Source organism: Desulfomicrobium apsheronum, assembly GCF_900114115.1.
Classification (GTDB): domain Bacteria; phylum Desulfobacterota; class Desulfovibrionia; order Desulfovibrionales; family Desulfomicrobiaceae; genus Desulfomicrobium; species Desulfomicrobium apsheronum.
The window spans coordinates 207,457-223,664 of sequence record NZ_FORX01000004.1 but is presented as its reverse complement, the minus strand read 5'-3'; the positions used below and the strand labels follow the sequence as shown (position 1 = coordinate 223,664).

Genomic DNA, 16,208 nt, shown 5'->3' with positions numbered 1-16,208 from the left:
CAAAAAGACAAGGGCCGCCCGGCGATCGGCGCCGGGCGGGGAATTGACTCAGAAGAGAGACCCTTCGCACTCCATGCTGCGGGCATAGATGTGGTTCGGATCGGCGAAGCTTTCCAGAACCTGGGCCTGGGTCTCGACCATGTTCAGCAGTCTGGACACGGCCGGGGACTGTTGCGTGAAGAGGACCTGGGCCGACGAGAAGAAGGCCTGCAGGATCTTTTCGTGGGGAGAGGGCTCCCGGCGCAGTTCCTTGCTGTTCACCACGGTCAGTCCGGCCAGGCTGGCGGCGGTCCTCAGGGCGTCGTCCAGGTTGCCGAGCTGGTCGATCAGCTTGCGGCCGTGAGCTTCGCGGCCCAGGAAGACCCGTCCCTGGGCCGAACTCTCGACTTCGGCTGCGGGCAGTCTGCGGCCGCTGGCCACACGGTTTATGAAGAGGTCGTAGCCGAAACGCAGCAACTGCCCGATGGCCCGTTCGCTTTGGGCGGACAGAGGCCGCAGGGGATTGCCCAGATCGGCAAGGCCGGTGGTGCCGATGCCGTCGGTGGTGATGCCAAGGTTCATGGCCGTGTCTTCGAAAGTGGGGAAGGCCGCGAAAATGCCTATGGAGCCGGTCAGGGTGGTCGGAGCGGCCACAATGCGGTTGGCGCCGGATGCGATCCAGTACGCTCCCGAGGCGGCCACGCTGCCCATGGACACCACGACGGGCTTGCCGGCTTCCTGGGTGCGGGCGATCTCGTGGTGGATTTCCTCGGAGGCGGCGGCGCTCCCGCCGGGGCTGTCCAGACGCAGGACCACGGCCAGAATGGTGGGATCCTGTCGTGCTTTCTGGAAAAGTTCGGCGATGGACTCGCTGCCGGTCCTGTTTTCCGGTTGCTTGCCGGGCAGGATGGCTCCCCGGGCCCTGATGATGCCGATTACTTCCTTGCCGGAGGGTTCGGCGGAGGGCGACATGGCAAGGTAGTCCTGAAAACCGACCCGGTGCAGGTCTTCGATTCTCTTTCCGGTCTTACCGGCCAGAAGCTGGTCGAACTGGGTGGAGGTCTTGATTTCGTCGACCAGTTGCGCATTCACGGCTAGGCGCGCGGCATCGCCACCCGTCGCGGCAAGTCTGGTGTCGATGTTCTCCACGTAGGAGACGATGTCGGAAGGGGAGACGCCACGGTTCTTGGACGCCTCGTCCAGATAGGCCTGCCAGAGACCGTTCAGCCATTCCCGCCCGGCCTCCCGGGCTTCTTCGGACATGGATTCGCGCACGAAGGGTTCCACGGCGGTCTTGTAGTCGCCAACGCGGAAGACGTGAAAATTGATGCGGGTCTTGTCCAGAAGGCCCTTGAAATAGGTCTGGTACATGCCGAATCCGGTGATCAGCACTCCGCCCAGCGGATTGACGGAGATCGTGTCGGCATAGGACGACAGCAGGTATTGGCCCTGGGTATAGACCATGGAGTGCGCGAGCACGGGTTTTCCCGTCTCCTTGAAGTCGAGGATGGCCTTGCCGATGTCGAGGATTTTGGTCGTGTCGCAGCCCTGAAGGTCCCGGGAGTCGATGACCAGGGCCAGGATTTTGGGATCTGTGGCGGCCTTGCGGATGGCGTCGATGACGTCCTGGGTTTTGGTCTCGTCGGCCCTGGCCGTTTCCCGGCCCATTTTCTTGAGCAGGGCCTCGGCCGCTTCCGGCGCGCTGCGCTGTTCGACCAGGGTTCCGGCCGGGTTGACCAGAAGGACCGAGTTCTGGCGCAACGATTCTTCCGTATCGGTGAAAAATACTCCGAGGAGGATGATGACCATCACCAGGAAGAATATGTTGGCGATGACGACTCTTGTGGTGCTCAGGACCTTCCACAGGATGCTCAGTATTGTTTTCATGCGGGCGAGTATTTCCACGGGATGCGCTCCTGTTAGGGTTGCAGGACCAGTTGTCCGTAGGCTGCCTGGCCAAGAGAGATGCAGGCGTCGTTGGGCGGCAGTTCACGGTGGGTCAGGACGGTTGCTCCCTGCGCGGCCAGGGCCCTGGGAAGCTCGGTGGCCAGGGTCAGATTCTGCATGACCCCGCCGCTCAGGGCCACGGTGGTGCAGGAGCACCTTTCGGCCAGATGGAGGTAAAGCCTGCACAATCCATCAATGAGACCAAGATGAAAGCGCCTGCTTATTGTTGCCGGGTGTTCACCGTCGCGCCACTCGGCATGAACCTGCGCAAAAAGTTCCAGGGTATCAAGTTTCACGATCCCGTCATATTCGATTACGGGACACGAATAAACACCTTTTTCCTCTTTGTCCTGTATCGCTTCAAGCCTGATTGCCGCCTGTCCCTCATAGGAGATGCGTTCGCAAAGGCCGAGCATGGCCGATACTGCATCGAAAAGTCTTCCGCAACTGGAGGAGAGCGGCGAATTGATGCGGCGCTCCAGCACTTGGGCGACGACCTTGTCGGCGGCGGCGTATTCCTGAAGCCAGGGCCAAGGCTTTTCGCCCGGGGCCCGGATGCCCAGGGCATGCAGGTGGGCCCGCGCCAGTCGCCAGGGTTCGCGCGTGGCCACATCCCCGCCGGGCAGCATGACCCGGGAAAAGCGCGCCAGACGCCTATGTTCGAGTTTCGCCGTATCGACCAGCAGGGCCTCGCCGCCCCACATGGTTCCGTCGTCGCCAAGCCCGACTCCGTCCAGGGCCAGTCCGATGGCCGCCCCTATGTGCCGGTTTTCGGCCAGGACCGCGTGGATGTGCGCAAAATGATGCTGCAGGGGCAGGCAGGGCAGTCCGGACTCCCGGGCAAAGCCGGTGCTCAAAAAATCCGGGTGCAGGTCGTGGACCACGGCCTGCGGTTCGACTTGCAGGATGTCTTGCAAATGGGCGCGGATCTCCCGGAAAAAGCCGTAGGCTTCGAGGTGGTCCAGATCGCCGATATGCTGGGAAACAAAGGCCTGGCGGCCCTTGGTCAGACAGAGGGTGTTCTTGAGCAGGGGGCCGACGCCAAGCACCGTCGGGCCGTCCTTGGCCAGATCGATGGGGGTTGGGGTGTAGCCGCGCGCCCTGCGGATGAACTGGGGCTTTTCGTCCACCACCCGCAGCACCGAATCGTCGCAGCGGATCAGGATGTCGCGGTCGTGCAGCAGGAAATTGTCGGCGATGCCGGAAAGGCGGCGCAGGGCCTCGCGGTTGCCGAGACAGATGGGATCGGAGCTCAGGTTGCCGGAGGTCATGACCATGGCCGCCGGGAGATTTTCGGAGCGTCCCAGTTCGTCGAAGAGCACATGGTGCAAGGGCGTGTAGGGCAGCATGACGCCCAGAAATGCGGTGTCCGGGGACAGTCCGGGCGCGAGCCCCGAGTCCTTGCGGGCCCGGGCCAGGACGATGGGCCTCTGCCTGCCGGTCAGGAGCTTCTGTTCCGCCTCGGACAGGACGCAGAAGGCCAGGGCCGCATCGAGGTCCGCGACCATGATCGCCAGGGGTTTGTCCTTGCGGTTCTTGCGGGTTCTGAGTTCCTGCACCGCATCCTGGTTGCGGGCGTCGCAGACGAGATGAAAGCCGCCAAGGCCCTTCATGGCCACCAGTCTGCCCTCAAGCAACAGGGCGGCGGTGCGGCGCACGGCTTCGTCGTTTTCGCACAGTGTCCGGCCCGGCCTGTCCGTCAGCCACAGTTTCGGGCCGCATTCGGGGCAGGCGTTGGGCTGGGCGTGGAAGCGCCGGTCCAGCGGGTTCTCGTATTCCTCCAGACAGTCCGAGCAGAGCGGAAAGCAGCTCATGGAGGTGTAGGCGCGGTCGTAGGGGATAGAGCGGGTGATGGTGTAGCGCGGCCCACAGTTGGTGCAGTTGGTGAACGCGTAGCGGTATCTGCGGTTGGCCGGGTCGCGCATGTCCGCGATGCAGTCGTCACAGGTGGCCACGTCGGGGCTGATGAGCACCTGGTGCCCGTGTCCGCCCGTGCTTTTGAGGATTTGGAAGGCGTCTTCGCCGGGCAGCGGCGTGATCACTTCCCGGTCCCAGGTCACGATGCGGGCCAGGGGCGGGATGGTGGCGGAGAAGGTGTCTTCAAAGGCCTCAAGGCGGTCCGGCGCGCCCTGGACCTCGATGAGCACTCCCTCGGGCGTGTTCAGGACCTGCCCCGTGACCTTGGCGTGCAGGGCCGCCTTGTAGACGAAGGGCCTAAAGCCCACACCCTGCACCCCTCCGGTGATGATCCATTTCCAGCGTTGCATGAGCATTTGAGATATCCGGTGTTGTGTCCTTTATTGAAATGAACCGTGTCGGCCTGGTCAGCTTTTGCAGCGGGACAGCCACGCGCGTTTGACCAGGCTGCAAAAGAGAATGTCCGGCCGGAAAGATTCCGGCTTGAGCGACGCCGGGAGGATGAAATCCGCAGCGTCGAAGTCATCGGGTTTGTCCCTGGGAAAGTCCAGGGCTGCCGTGTCCGCGCCGGGCAGCCTTTCGCGCAGGCAATGGGCCCAGATGGGAAAAGATTCGGGCTGCGCGCCAAGGACCATGCCCGCCGCCGTGTCCATGGCCACGGGACTGGCGCTCGCTCCGAGGAAGCCGAGCGGATAGGCCTCGCCTGAGATGGGCCCGGTGCGATGCATGGCCTGCACTCCGTCCATGAGGCTGAACGTGGGCGGCAGGACGTGCATGAGTCCGCAGATCATGGCCACGAAACGGTCCTTCTTGTCGCCGTGCAGGGCATGCAGCCAGGCCTTGCGCACGCCGGTCACGCATCCGAACAGGTTTTTGACCGCGCCGCTGAAGCGCATCTGCGAATGGGCCTTGAATTTGGGGAGATTCAGGATCAGGTCGGCGTTTAGCGCCACGGACGAGACCTGGACCCGCACGGGTCCGCTCTTGACGCAAACCCCGCGGTCGAGGGTGACGACTTCAAGGCCAAGGGGCCGCAACAGTTCGTTCAGCCCGATGCCCTGGGCGATGGCCTGGGCCGTTCCGAAGGCGGGCGAGTCCCCGATGGTGACGCGCGCTCCGCGCTCAATGCAGTGCCTTGCAGCGGCGGCGATGACGACGGGATGGGTGTAGCACGGGTGCGTCCCGCGTTGCGCCACGAAGTTGGGCTTGATGAGCAGTCGGGAACCGGCGATGTCCGGAAGCACGTTGTCGAGCAGGTCCGGGATCATGCTTGCGGCATGGGCGTAGTCCGGCGTCTGCCTCAGGAAGACCTCAATCACCAAAGAACCGGTCCAGAGCCTTGGTGACGACGCGGACGTGGGCTTTTTCCTGCTCGGCGAGCATGAGGTAGGTCCGGACCGCTTCGCTGTCGCGGTCACGCTTGGCCAGGCCCCGGTAGAGATCGTAGGCGTAGTACTCGATTTCGCAGGCCAGTTCCAGAAGCCGCAGCATGCGGTCCTCGGGATCCGTGCCCAGACGGGCCATCCAGGCCGAGATGGGCTTGCCGCCCTCCATGATCCGTCCGTCCAGGCGTTCGAACGTTTCCTCGAAGCCGTCGGTGATGGGAGTCGGGCTGTTTTTCTTCCAGTAGGTGAAGACGGCGCGGGCATGAACTTCTTCCATGCCGGCAAGATCCTTGATCATGTCGCCGAGTTCCTTGTCCTTGTATTCCTGGGCGAGGTCATTGTAGAAAAGCCAGGCTCCCTTTTCCATGTTCATGGCCCGGTAGAGGGTCTGGCTCAAGGCCATGTCCCGGGGGAAGAGCTCCAGATGCGGGATGTCTTTGAGGCCCTTGCCTTCCCAGCCCGCGATTCCGCCGACCAGATTGTAGATCGCGCCCTGCCATGGTCCCGCGTCCTTGATCAGGGCAGCGGCGACGGAGGATCTGCCGCCGGTGCGGCAATACAGGATCAGATTTTTCTCCCCGTCCAGCTCCTTCATGCGGCTTTCGATCTCCGGCAGCGGGATGAGCTGAGCGCCGGGAATGTGGCTCTGGGCGAATTCTCCGGGCTGTCGGACATCGATCAGCAGATAGTCGCGTTCCCTGGTCTTGTTCTTGAGTTCTTCGAGTTCATCTGGAAAGATATCAATAACTTGTCTGGTCATCACCCTGCCTCTTTGTGTGCCTTGGTTGGCGTTAACCCTCCCTGTACGGCAAAGACATTCATAAATCCAGACCCCTGGCTGCACATGACCGGCAAGGGTCTAACGACCGGCGCACACCACTCCAGCGTGGCAAGGGGCGGCTAAATTGCCATTTGATTTTGTCATCATCCAAGGTACATAAGCCGAGTTTTGGCGCGCATCTCCCCATTTCATTTTTTTGGAGCAGAACATGATCATTCCAGTCATTCTTGCCGGTGGCTCCGGCACCAGGCTTTGGCCCCTGTCGCGTAAACTGTATCCCAAGCAGCTGTTGCCGCTCATCGACGACCGGACCCTGGTCCAGAACACGCTGCTGCGCCTGCAGGGACTGGACGAGGTCGCACGGCCCATCATCATCTGCAACGAAGAGCACCGCTTCATCATCGCCGAGCAGATGCGGGCCCTTGGCGTGTCACCGGCGGCGATCATCCTTGAGCCCGTCGGCAGGAACACTGCCCCGGCCGTGGCCATCGCGGCCATGAAGGCCCTGGAGACCGACCCTGAGGCCGTGCTCCTCGTGCTTCCGGCGGATCACCTCATCGGCGAACCGGAGCGGTTTCACGAGGCCGTGCGTCAGGCCGCCGTGCATGCCGAAGCGGACCATCTGGTCACCTTCGGCATCGTTCCTTCGGCCCCGGAGACCGGGTACGGCTACATCCTTCAGGGACCGGCGCTTCCGGACTCCGCTGCCCGCGCCATCGAGCGTTTCGTCGAAAAGCCCGATCAGCCGACGGCGGAGAGCTATGTCGCCTCCGGGCAATATTTCTGGAATTCCGGCATGTTCGTATTCCGCGCAAAGGCCGTGCTGTCCGAGCTGGACCGCTTCGCACCGGCCATCGTGGAGTCCTGCCGCAAGGCTCTTGAACTTGCCGGACAGGACCTCGACTTTCTGCGGCTGGACCGGGACGCCTTTGCCGCCTGCCCCGAGGATTCCGTGGATTACGCGGTCATGGAGCAGACGGACCGCGGGGTAATGGTCCCCCTGTCCTGCGGGTGGAACGATCTGGGTTCCTGGGATGCGCTGTGGCAGGCCGGAAGCAAGGACGAGAGCGGCAACGTGAGCAAGGGGGATGTGGTGCTCTGCGATGTCCACGATTCCTATCTGCACGCCGAGACGCGCCTTCTGGCCGCGGTGGGCCTTGAGAACCACATCGTGGTCGAGACCTCGGACGCGGTCCTCATTTCGCCGCGCGATCGGGTGCAGGAAGTCAAGAAGATCGTGGACAAGCTCAAGGCCGAAAACCGCATCGAGGCTGTCTCCCACAAGAAGGTCTTCAGGCCCTGGGGGCATTACGAGTCCATCGGCGATGGCGTGCGCTACCAGGTCAAGCGCATTGTGGTCGCGCCGGGGCACGTGTTGTCCCTGCAGAAGCATTTTCATCGCGCCGAGCACTGGGTGGTGGTCCAGGGAACGGCGCTGGTGACCCGGGACGGCGAGGAAATCCTGCTGCGCGAGAACGAGTCCGTATACCTGCCTCTGGGCGCGGTGCACCGCATGGCCAACCCCGGCAAGATCCCGCTTGAACTGATCGAGGTGCAGGTGGGGAGCTATCTTGGCGAAGACGATATTGTGCGCTTCGAGGATGTCTACGGCCGGTAAGGGACTGAAAAGGTCCGATTGCTGCGATGTTGCGGCCAAAATGCAAGAAGGCTTTCGACTTGCGTTTTGGCCTTGCGTCTTGCTCTCGGGCCTTTTTGTCCCTTACCTTGAGAATCGTGGACGGTTTAGAGGATAGCTTCCATTAACATGGCTTGGGGTAAAAATATGTTTTTGCGTTTTCTCCTTTGTCTGGGAGTTTTTTTTGCCGGGTATTCCGATGGGTTTGCGGATTCTCCTTTTTCCGAGACCGCGGTGCCTGCAAGGCCTGTGCACGTGGTCAATGTCGTGACCGAGGAGATAAATACCGTCACCATGCGCGACATGCTGGTCCTGCCCGGGGAAACCGAGGCTCTGCATGATGTGCGTCTGGCCGCCCAGCGCGGCGGCGTGGTGGAGTGGGTCGGGGTGACCGAAGGGAGTGTCGTTGGCGCCGGAGATCACATCGCCCGCATTGACCTGTCCGCCCTGGGCGCCGCCCGCGACCGGGCAAGGGCGAACGTGCGGCTGGCCGAAGATCAGCTGCGGCGCAGAAGCGAGCTTCACGCGCAGGGCGTTCTGGCCCGGGAAGAACTGGAGCAGGCCCAGAACGAGCTGACCTCGGCCGTGACGCGACTGCGCGAGGCCGAGGTCGAGTACGGCCACGGCACGGTGTCGTCCACCCTGGACGGCGTGGTCAACAAGGTCCATGTCGACCCCGGCGAATTCGTGGCCGAGGGCGGGCCCGTGGCCGATATCGTCAACGTGGCCACCATACGCATCAACTGCAACGTGCCCGAGGGCGACGTGCGTTTCCTGGCCGAGGGGCAAAAGGTCACGGTGCTCGTGGACACCTACCCCGAGCGGCAGTGGATGGGAGAGATCGATTTCGTGGCCTGGAAGGCGGACCCCGCGACCCGCACCTTTCAGGTCCGGGTGGTGGTGGACAATGCCGACGGCAGAATTCGGCCCGGCATGATCGCGCGGGCGGCGTTTTTGCGCCGCCTGATCGAAAACGCCGTGACCGTGCCTCTCTTCACCGTGCAGGACAAGGGCGGCGAGCGGGTCGTTTTCGTGGAGCTGGACGGAGTGGCCCAGGCGCGCACCGTCGAGCTGGGCGTCATCGAGGGCGACCGCGTGCAGGTGCTCGGTGGCCTCAAGGCCGGCGACCGGCTCATCGTGGCCGGGCACACCGAGGTGGAGGACGGGACAAGAGTGAACGTGCGATGATTGTCAACCAAACCGCACAGCACCGGCAACCCCTGGTCCTGGTCACCCTGGTTCTGATCATCGTGGCCGGGCTCTACAGCTACGTGAAACTCCCGCGCGAGGCCGCCCCCGACATCCAGATCCCCTACATCTTCGTGACCACCACCTACGAGGGCGTGGCTCCGGAGGACATGGAGAAGCTGGTCACCATCCCACTGGAGCGTAAACTCAAGGGCCTGGAGGGCGTGGAGGAACTGACCTCGCAGTCCAACGACGGCGAGTCCACCATCGCCATCAAGTTTCTGCCCAGCGAGGACATCGACGACGCGCTGCAGAAGGTGCGCGACAAGGTCGATCAGGCTTCCGGCGATCTGCCCTCGGATCTTGAGGACGATCCGGTCGTCAGCGAAATGAACTTTTCCGACATGCCCATCATTCAGGTGGTCCTGTCCGGCCCTTTCAGTTTGAAGCGACTCAAGGTCTTTGCCGAGGACCTGGAGGACAGGTTCGAGTCCATTCCCGGAGTGCTCGACGCCCGGATCATCGGCGGCCTCGAACGTGAAATCCACGTCGAGTTCGACCTCGACCGCGTCGGCGCCTACAGGGTGCCCTTCACCGCCATGCTGCAGTCCGTGGAGCGGGGCAACGTGAACATGCCCGGCGGATCCATGGATATCGGCGACATGCGCTATCAGGTGCGCGTGCCCGAGGATTTCCAGAATCCGGCGGAGATCGATTCCATCGTGGCCTTCGTGCGTGACGGCAAGCCCGTCTATCTGCGCGACGTGGCCGCCATCCGCGATCATTACAAGGACCCTATGACGCTGAGCCGCCTGAACGGGGAGAACGCGGTGACCCTGCAGGTCATCAAGCGCAGCGGCGAGAACATCATCGACATCAACGACCAGATCGCGGCCGCCGTCGTGGAAATGCGCGAGCTGCTCCCGCCCTCCCTGAACATCAGTCTGACCGCGGACATGGCCGAGGACATCCGCAACATGGTCGCCGATCTGGAGAACAACATCCTAACAGGGCTCATCCTCGTTCTTTTTGTCGTGCTCATCTTCATCGGCGGGCGCTCCGCCGTGTTCGTCTCCGTGGCCATTCCGGTGTCCATGCTCATCACCTTCGCGCTCCTGCGCCTTTTGGACATCACCCTGAACATGGTCGTGCTTTTTTCCCTCATCCTGGCCCTTGGCATGCTAGTCGACAACGGCATCGTCATCGTGGAGAACATCTATCGCCACATGCAGGAGGGCAAGGACCGCTTCCAGGCGGCCCTCGACGGGACCAGCGAAGTGGCCTGGCCGGTCATCACCTCGACCCTGACCACCATCGGCGCGTTTTTTCCCATGATATTCTGGCCCGGAATCATGGGCGGATTTATGTCCTTTCTGCCCAAGACGGTCATTCTGGCGCTCATGGGCTCCCTTTTCGTGGCCCTGGTCATCAATCCGGTCCTGTCCGCGCGCTATCAGACCGCCGCGCCCCCGCGCTTCGCCGGTGACGGAAACGTTGCCCGGTCCAGGTCCAAGAGGGCCTACATGTGGCTTCTGGGATGGGCCCTGAACCACAGGGCGCTGGTTCTGGGGGTCTGCGTGGTCATGTTTTTCGGCTCGGCCCTGGCGTTCGGCAAATTCGGCAAGGGCGTGGAGTTTTTTCCGGAAACCGAGCCCAAGCGGGCCTACGCCAACGTCAAGCTGCCCGTGGGCACTGGCCTTGACGCCACGGACCGTTACATCAGGCTCATCGAGGACGTCTGTTCCGAATACGAGGACGTGCGCTACGTCATCGGCAGCACTGGCGCGGCCACGGGCGGGGATTTCGGCGGGGGCGGAAGCGGCACGCACCTCGGCTCCGTGACCCTCGATTTCAAGCCCCTCGGCGAGCGCACGAGGCATTCCTCGGAGATTGTCTCGGAGGTTCGAGACAGGCTTGCGGCACAGATCACCGGGGTGGAACTGCGCGTGGAGAAGGAAGACGAAGGGCCGCCCACCGGCGATCCGGTCAGCCTTGAGATCTACGGTGACGACATGCAGGTGCTGGCCGGGATCGTGGAGCAGGTTCGCGAGCTCATGCGCGAGATCCCCGGCATCGTCGATATGAAGGACAACCTGGTCACCGGCAAGCCGGAGATCCAGATCCGGGTGGACAAGGAGAAGACTGCGCTCCTGGGCCTCGACACCTACACCGTGGCCTACACCGTGAAGGCGGCCATAAACGGGGCCAAGGTCGGTGTGTACCGCGAGGGCAAGGACGAATACGACATCGTCGCCAAGCTGCCGCGCAAGGACAGGGAGTCGGTGGAATCCCTGAAGCGTATCACGGTCTCGGGTCCGGACGGCGAACCGGTGCCCCTGACCACCCTGGCCCGGGTGGAACTGGCCAGCGGCCTCGGGTCCATCAACCACAAGGACCAGAAAAGGGTGGTCACGGTCTCCTCCGACGTCAGCGGCAGGCTCGCCAACGACATCATCCGCGAACTGGATGGCAAGCTCGGGACCCTGGCCTGGCCGCGCGGGTACACCTACAGTTTCGCCGGAGAGCAGGAAGAGCAGCGCAAGGCCCAGGAATTCTTGAGCGAGGCCTTCGTGGTCGCCATTTTTCTCATCTTCATGGTGCTGGTGGCCCAGTTCAATTCCATGGTCACACCGCTCATCGTGCTGACCTCTGTGGTGCTGTCCTTCATCGGGGTCTTCGCGGGGCTTTTGCTCACCGGTACGGCTTTCGGGATCATCATGACTGGCGTGGGCGTCATCTCCCTGGCCGGGGTGGTCGTCAACAACGCCATCGTGCTCATCGACTACTTCGAGCAGCTCAAAACCACGGGCATGGAAACGCGCGAGGCGCTGATGACGGCCGGACTGACCCGCTTCCGCCCGGTGCTGCTCACGGCCGTGACCACCATCCTTGGCCTTTTGCCCATGGCCCTCGGGGTGAGCTTTGACTTCTTCAGGCTGGAGCTGATCACGGAGTCGGAGTCGGCGCAGTGGTGGGGGCCCATGGCCGTGGCGGTCATTTTCGGACTTCTTGTGGCCACCCTGCTGACCCTGGTCGTGGTGCCGGTGCTGTGTTCATTGCAGGACGGAGCCAGGGGCTGGATGGCCCGGCGCAGGGCTGTAAGGGCCGGGGCAATCGGCTAGGTCGCCTGCCTGGCGCGCGAGGGAGGCCTTGTCAATCATGGCCCCCTCATCTATGCACTCACCTGTCCGCCACCATGCGGCGGATGCTTTCGCCCACACTTTGCCTTTCAAGGAGTGCACAATGCTCTGGATTCATCCTCTGCTTCAACTCGCGGCCACCGGCCTGGCCCTGTACGTCTTGTCCCTCGGATGGCCACGCTTTCAGGCCAACCACCTGGGGAAGAAAGGCAAGTTCATGTGGGCCGAACATGTCCGGCTCGGCAAGTACGCGCACATTCTGTGGATGAGCGGACTGGTCCTTGGCCTCTATGCCGTCGGCCAGTATTGGGGCCAGAACACCATCACCGGCAACCATTACTGGATCGGCCAGTTGATGATGCCCTGCATCGCGGGTGGGTATATCACGGGCGTGATCATGGATCGCAACAGGATGAAACGCCGCTATCTGCCTCTGGTGCACGCCGTTTTCAATACGGTGGCAGTGATACTGGCCTTGGTGCAGATAATCACCGGAATCGGCGTCATTCGGGTTTTCATGCTTTCCTGATTTTTCTTGCCGGGTTCATCTTCCGAAGCGCTCTTCCCCGGTGGAGGGCGCTTTTTCAGCTTTTTCGTTCCTGGCCGTTTCGGCTCCTGTTCCCGATTTTTCCGGTTTTGTGGAGAACGCGCCCATGCAGCACCCCGCTTTTTTTTCGGATCCCTTGAGCGTCGGCTCCGTGACCCTGCCTTCGCGCCTTGTCCTTGCGCCCATGGCTGGTCTTGGGCATGTGGCCTTTCGGGAAGTGCTCGGCGGATTCGGCGGGTATGGTTTCATGGTCACGGAGATGTGCAACGCCCGCGCCGTGCCGCAGGAGAGCCGTCATCATTCCCCCGTGTTCCGCTGGCGCGACGAGGAGGCCAGCCGTCTTGTCTGCCAGATTTTCGGGGGCGAGCCCGAAGTCATGGCCGGGGCGGCCAGGCGCATCGAGGCCGAAGGGCTCATGGGCGTGGACATCAACATGGGCTGCTCCGTGGCCGCCATCTGCAAGAAGGGATACGGGGCGGCGCTGCTCAAGGATCCGGTACGCGCCGTGGCCATCGTGCGGGCCGTGCGGCAGGCCGTGCGTTGTCCGGTCATGGTCAAGTTCCGCAGCGGCTGGGAAAACTCTCCGGATTTGGCCGTGGACCTGGCCAGGCGTTTCGAGGACGCGGGCGCGGATCTTTTGACCTTTCACCCGCGCATTGCCCCGGATCGCAGGTCCCGGCCGCCCAAATGGGCGCACATCCGGGCCGTGGCCGACGCCGTTTCGATTCCCGTGCTCGGCAACGGCAACGCTTTTTCAGGCGGGGATTGCGTCCGGATGGTCGCCGAGACCGGCTGCGCGGGAGTGTCCATCGGCCGCATGGCCATCGCCCGGCCCTGGATTTTCGCCCAGCTGGTGCATGGCTTCGAGCCCGATGAGGACATCTTCCTGAACACGGCGCTGAAGCTCATCGACGCCATCTGGAGACATTTCGAGCCTACCCGGGCCATCAAGATGTACAAGAAATACCTGCCCTATCTGGCCGCCAATTTCGTTTTCGGCCACAGCCTCTGGCCGGAGCTGGCGCGGGGGCTCACCCGCGAGGACATGACGGAGAACGCCATGCGGGTTTTGGGCAAGAGGCCCAGTGTTGCGTCCACCCCCAACGCATTTCTGTTCACGTCCTGACATGGAAGAGTTGCTCCTTGAATACGGACTGACCGGGCTTTTCATCCTGTCCTTCCTGGCCGCAACGTTTCTGCCCGTGGTCTCCGAGGCCGCCCTTGGCGCCCTGATTCTGGCCGGGATGGATCCATATGCCTGCGTGGCGGCGGCCACCGCCGGCAACACCCTGGGGGCCATGGCCACCTGGGGTATCGGGCGCTGGGGGAGCGAGCCTTTTCTGACCCGGATGCTGCGTCTCTCCGCCGCGCAGCGGGAGCGGGCGGTGCGCATTTTTGCCCGGTATGGCTCGTGGAGCCTGCTTTTGGCCTGGACGCCCATACTCGGAGACCCGCTTTGCGCCGTGGCCGGCCTCTTCGGGCTGTCCCTTAAGCGCTTCGTTCCGCCGGTGCTGCTCGGCAAGCTTGCCCGCTACGCCGCTCTTGCCTATCTTCTTTCCTGACATAATGGTATTTCCTGGAGGTTTCATGCTGATCTTGCATTCCCCCCTGGACATGCATGTCCACCTGCGTCAGGGCGACATGCTGGCCCTGGTGGCGCCGCACACGGCCCGGGACTTCGCCGCTGCCGTGGTCATGCCCAACCTGACTCCGCCGGTGACCAGCCTTCCGCAGGTGCTGGCTTACCGGGAGGAAATACTTCGCGTGGCGGGAGAATCCTTCTCCCCGCTGATGACTCTTTTTTTCAAGTCCTACTCCAGGGCCGAGCTGCTGGCCGCAAGGCCGCACATCATCGGCCTCAAGCTCTATCCCGCCGGAATGACGACCAACTCCGAGGCCGGTCTGGCCGACATGAGGCAGGCCCACGAAACCCTGGCCATCATGGAGGAGCTGGACATCCCCCTTTTGATCCACGGGGAGGGATGCGGATTCGTCATGGACCGCGAGGCGGTTTTTCTGCCCGTGGTGGCGGAGTGGGCGCGCTCGTTTCCCCGGCTGCGCATTGTTCTCGAACACGTCACCACCTGCGCCGGGGTGGAGCTTCTGGACCGTTTCGACAACCTTTTTGCCACGGTCACCCTGCACCATCTGCTCATCACCCTTGATGACGTGCTCGGCGGGCTCATGCGGCCCCATCTTTTCTGCAAGCCCGTGGCCAAGCGCCCCGAGGATCGCGATGCCCTGCGGCAGGCGGCGCTGCATCATCCCCGTGCGTTCTTCGGCAGCGACACGGCCCCGCATCCGATCACGGCCAAGGAAGCGCCCGGCTGCGCGGCCGGAATCTTTTCCGCGCCCGTGGCCCTGCCTGCCCTGGCCGGTCTCTTCGAGGAGTTGGATGCCCTGGATTTGTTGCAGGCCTTTGTCTCGGATCGCGCCTGCGCCACCTACGGCCTGACCCCCATGGCCAGGGAGGTGCGCCTTGAACGCCGCGCCTGGACCGTGCCGGAGCGCTTCGGTTCCGTCGTGCCCTATCTTGCGGGTCAGACCCTGACCTGGCGGGTGGTGGACTGACATGTACGTGGCGGTGCTGGGAGAGGGCAGGCCATTGCGCTTCGAGCTGCGGCGTTCCGTGCCGTTGGACGGCGGCTTCGGTTTTGAGACCCTTGCATCCTTGGGGGAGGACCCTGGCCGCATGGTTCGATTCGACCGTTTCGGGATCTCCTATGCCGAGGAGCTTCTTGAGGCGCTGGCCCACATGGATCTGGACATGGATGAACTCGACGAGGCGTTTGCCCCATTTGCCCCGCAGGACTTCAGGGACCGGGCCGGTCGTTCCAGGACATGGACGCGAACGGTGCTGACCCGCACCCAGGAAGACGCCATCCGCGCCCTGCACCCCTTTGATCGCAGACGCATGGCCTTCATGCGTTCGGGCGAGATCAACCTGAACCGCATCGACGAAGTCAGCCCCAAGCTGTTTTTGAGTCTCATGGGCAAGAGCCGGGACGAAATCGAGCAGCTGTTCCTGCGCCTGGAACGCTCCCTGCCCATGGAGGAGGTGCGCGGCTACGTGCATGCGGTGTTCAATCTGCAACGCCATTTCACCTCCCCGGCGGCCCGGACCATGCCCGAAGCCCTGGACCCGACCGGTCTTGACGAGGCCTTCATGCATGAATTCTGCGCCCTGTGGGACGATGCGGACTTTGCTTTCGGCCTTGGCACCGGCGCTCGGACGTATCTGCGGCGTTATGCGTGTCTGCATTTTGATTTCGATTTCGCCGCGTCGGCAGGCTTCGAGCGTATCTTTCACGATTTCATGAACGATTTTCGCCGTCCCCGTCCCCGCCCGAGAACCGTCGCCCCGGAACGGGTGCGCGAACTCTTCGGCATGGACATGGCCGAGATCAGGAGCATGACCAGGCGCGAGTTTGCGCGCATCTTTCGCAAGAAGGCCATGTCCATGCACCCGGACAAGGGCGGGGATCATGACGCCTTTGTGGAACTGCTCGAAACCTACAAGCGCATCGTGTCCTCGAAGCCCGAATAGGGCCTTTTGATCACCCCTGCCTCGTTCGTACTGAACCCTTCTGAACCACTGGATTTTTTCCCTCCTCCAAGTCCCTGCGGGCCTCTTGGAAATATTTTTGAAAATTTCAAAAATTTTGCGCCGTCATGGGCATAAGTCTGA

12 protein-coding genes are annotated in these 16,208 nt (G+C 62.8%); 8 read left to right on the top strand and 4 right to left on the bottom strand.

The window, feature by feature from the left end; genetic code table 11:
* Nucleotides 1-48 precede the first annotated feature (48 nt).
* Genes sppA through BMZ40_RS06535 form a run of 4 tightly spaced genes read right to left on the bottom strand, consistent with a single transcriptional unit; the run spans nt 49 to nt 5,988 of the window.
* On the bottom strand, nt 49-1,884 hold the full coding sequence (sppA, locus tag BMZ40_RS06550) for a signal peptide peptidase SppA (protein WP_092373300.1): 1,836 nt from the start codon (nt 1,882-1,884) through the stop codon (nt 49-51).
* A gap of 14 nt (nt 1,885-1,898) precedes the next feature.
* The gene (hypF, locus tag BMZ40_RS06545; RefSeq protein WP_092373299.1) at nt 1,899-4,199 is read right to left on the bottom strand and encodes a carbamoyltransferase HypF; all 2,301 of its coding nucleotides are present in this window, start codon (nt 4,197-4,199) and stop codon (nt 1,899-1,901) included.
* 51 nt (nt 4,200-4,250) lie between these two features.
* Nucleotides 4,251-5,162 carry a DUF362 domain-containing protein gene (locus BMZ40_RS06540; RefSeq protein ID WP_177193049.1) on the bottom strand — a complete coding sequence of 304 codons (912 nt, stop codon included), beginning with the start codon at nt 5,160-5,162 and terminating at the stop codon, nt 4,251-4,253.
* On the bottom strand, nt 5,155-5,988 hold the full coding sequence (locus BMZ40_RS06535) for a rhodanese-like domain-containing protein (protein WP_092373297.1): 834 nt from the start codon (nt 5,986-5,988) through the stop codon (nt 5,155-5,157). Before BMZ40_RS06535 ends, BMZ40_RS06540 begins: the two co-directional genes overlap by 8 nt.
* A gap of 229 nt (nt 5,989-6,217) precedes the next feature.
* Here BMZ40_RS06535 and BMZ40_RS06530 point away from each other — a divergent pair, with 229 nt between their 5' ends.
* The 8 genes from BMZ40_RS06530 (at nt 6,218) to BMZ40_RS06495 (ending at nt 16,067) form a co-directional block, all read left to right on the top strand.
* Complete coding sequence (locus tag BMZ40_RS06530) at nt 6,218-7,627, top strand: mannose-1-phosphate guanylyltransferase/mannose-6-phosphate isomerase (RefSeq protein ID WP_092373296.1); 1,410 nt, start codon at nt 6,218-6,220, stop codon at nt 7,625-7,627.
* Nucleotides 7,628-7,879: 252 nt separating this feature from the next.
* Nucleotides 7,880-8,833: an efflux RND transporter periplasmic adaptor subunit gene (locus BMZ40_RS06525; protein ID WP_245751046.1), complete on the top strand. Its 954-nt coding sequence runs from the start codon at nt 7,880-7,882 to the stop codon at nt 8,831-8,833.
* Nucleotides 8,830-11,955, top strand: coding sequence for an efflux RND transporter permease subunit (locus BMZ40_RS06520; protein ID WP_092373294.1), 3,126 nt, complete (start codon nt 8,830-8,832; stop codon nt 11,953-11,955). The genes BMZ40_RS06525 and BMZ40_RS06520 overlap by 4 nt, the downstream gene beginning before the upstream one ends.
* 121 nt (nt 11,956-12,076) lie before the next feature.
* On the top strand, nt 12,077-12,502 hold the full coding sequence (locus tag BMZ40_RS06515) for a DUF4079 family protein (protein WP_092373293.1): 426 nt from the start codon (nt 12,077-12,079) through the stop codon (nt 12,500-12,502).
* Nucleotides 12,503-12,626: 124 nt separating this feature from the next.
* Nucleotides 12,627-13,646: a tRNA dihydrouridine synthase gene (locus tag BMZ40_RS06510; RefSeq protein WP_092373388.1), complete on the top strand. Its 1,020-nt coding sequence runs from the start codon at nt 12,627-12,629 to the stop codon at nt 13,644-13,646.
* Nucleotide 13,647: 1 nt separating this feature from the next.
* Entirely contained in the window at nt 13,648-14,082 is a 435-nt protein-coding gene (locus BMZ40_RS06505; RefSeq protein WP_092373292.1) for a YqaA family protein, read from the top strand.
* A gap of 4 nt (nt 14,083-14,086) precedes the next feature.
* Nucleotides 14,087-15,091: a dihydroorotase gene (gene pyrC, locus BMZ40_RS06500; RefSeq protein ID WP_143075562.1), complete on the top strand. Its 1,005-nt coding sequence runs from the start codon at nt 14,087-14,089 to the stop codon at nt 15,089-15,091.
* 1 nt (nt 15,092) lies between these two features.
* A complete protein-coding gene (locus BMZ40_RS06495) occupies nt 15,093-16,067 on the top strand; it encodes a hypothetical protein (RefSeq protein ID WP_092373290.1) in 975 nt (324 codons plus the stop codon).
* Nucleotides 16,068-16,208 lie beyond the last annotated feature (141 nt).

Excerpts from the sequence above, each read along its gene's own strand:
- BMZ40_RS06530 (WP_092373296.1), top strand. The coding sequence starts at position 6,218 with ATGATCATTCCAGTCATTCTTGCCGGTGGCTCCGGCACCAGGCTTTGG.
- pyrC (WP_143075562.1), top strand. The coding sequence starts at position 14,087 with ATGGTATTTCCTGGAGGTTTCATGCTGATCTTGCATTCCCCCCTGGAC.
- BMZ40_RS06520 (WP_092373294.1), top strand. The coding sequence starts at position 8,830 with ATGATTGTCAACCAAACCGCACAGCACCGGCAACCCCTGGTCCTGGTC.
- BMZ40_RS06515 (WP_092373293.1), top strand. The coding sequence starts at position 12,077 with ATGCTCTGGATTCATCCTCTGCTTCAACTCGCGGCCACCGGCCTGGCC.
- BMZ40_RS06505 (WP_092373292.1), top strand. The coding sequence starts at position 13,648 with ATGGAAGAGTTGCTCCTTGAATACGGACTGACCGGGCTTTTCATCCTG.
- BMZ40_RS06510 (WP_092373388.1), top strand. The coding sequence starts at position 12,627 with ATGCAGCACCCCGCTTTTTTTTCGGATCCCTTGAGCGTCGGCTCCGTG.
- hypF (WP_092373299.1), bottom strand. The coding sequence starts at position 4,199 with ATGCTCATGCAACGCTGGAAATGGATCATCACCGGAGGGGTGCAGGGT.
- BMZ40_RS06535 (WP_092373297.1), bottom strand. The coding sequence starts at position 5,988 with ATGACCAGACAAGTTATTGATATCTTTCCAGATGAACTCGAAGAACTC.
- BMZ40_RS06495 (WP_092373290.1), top strand. The coding sequence starts at position 15,093 with ATGTACGTGGCGGTGCTGGGAGAGGGCAGGCCATTGCGCTTCGAGCTG.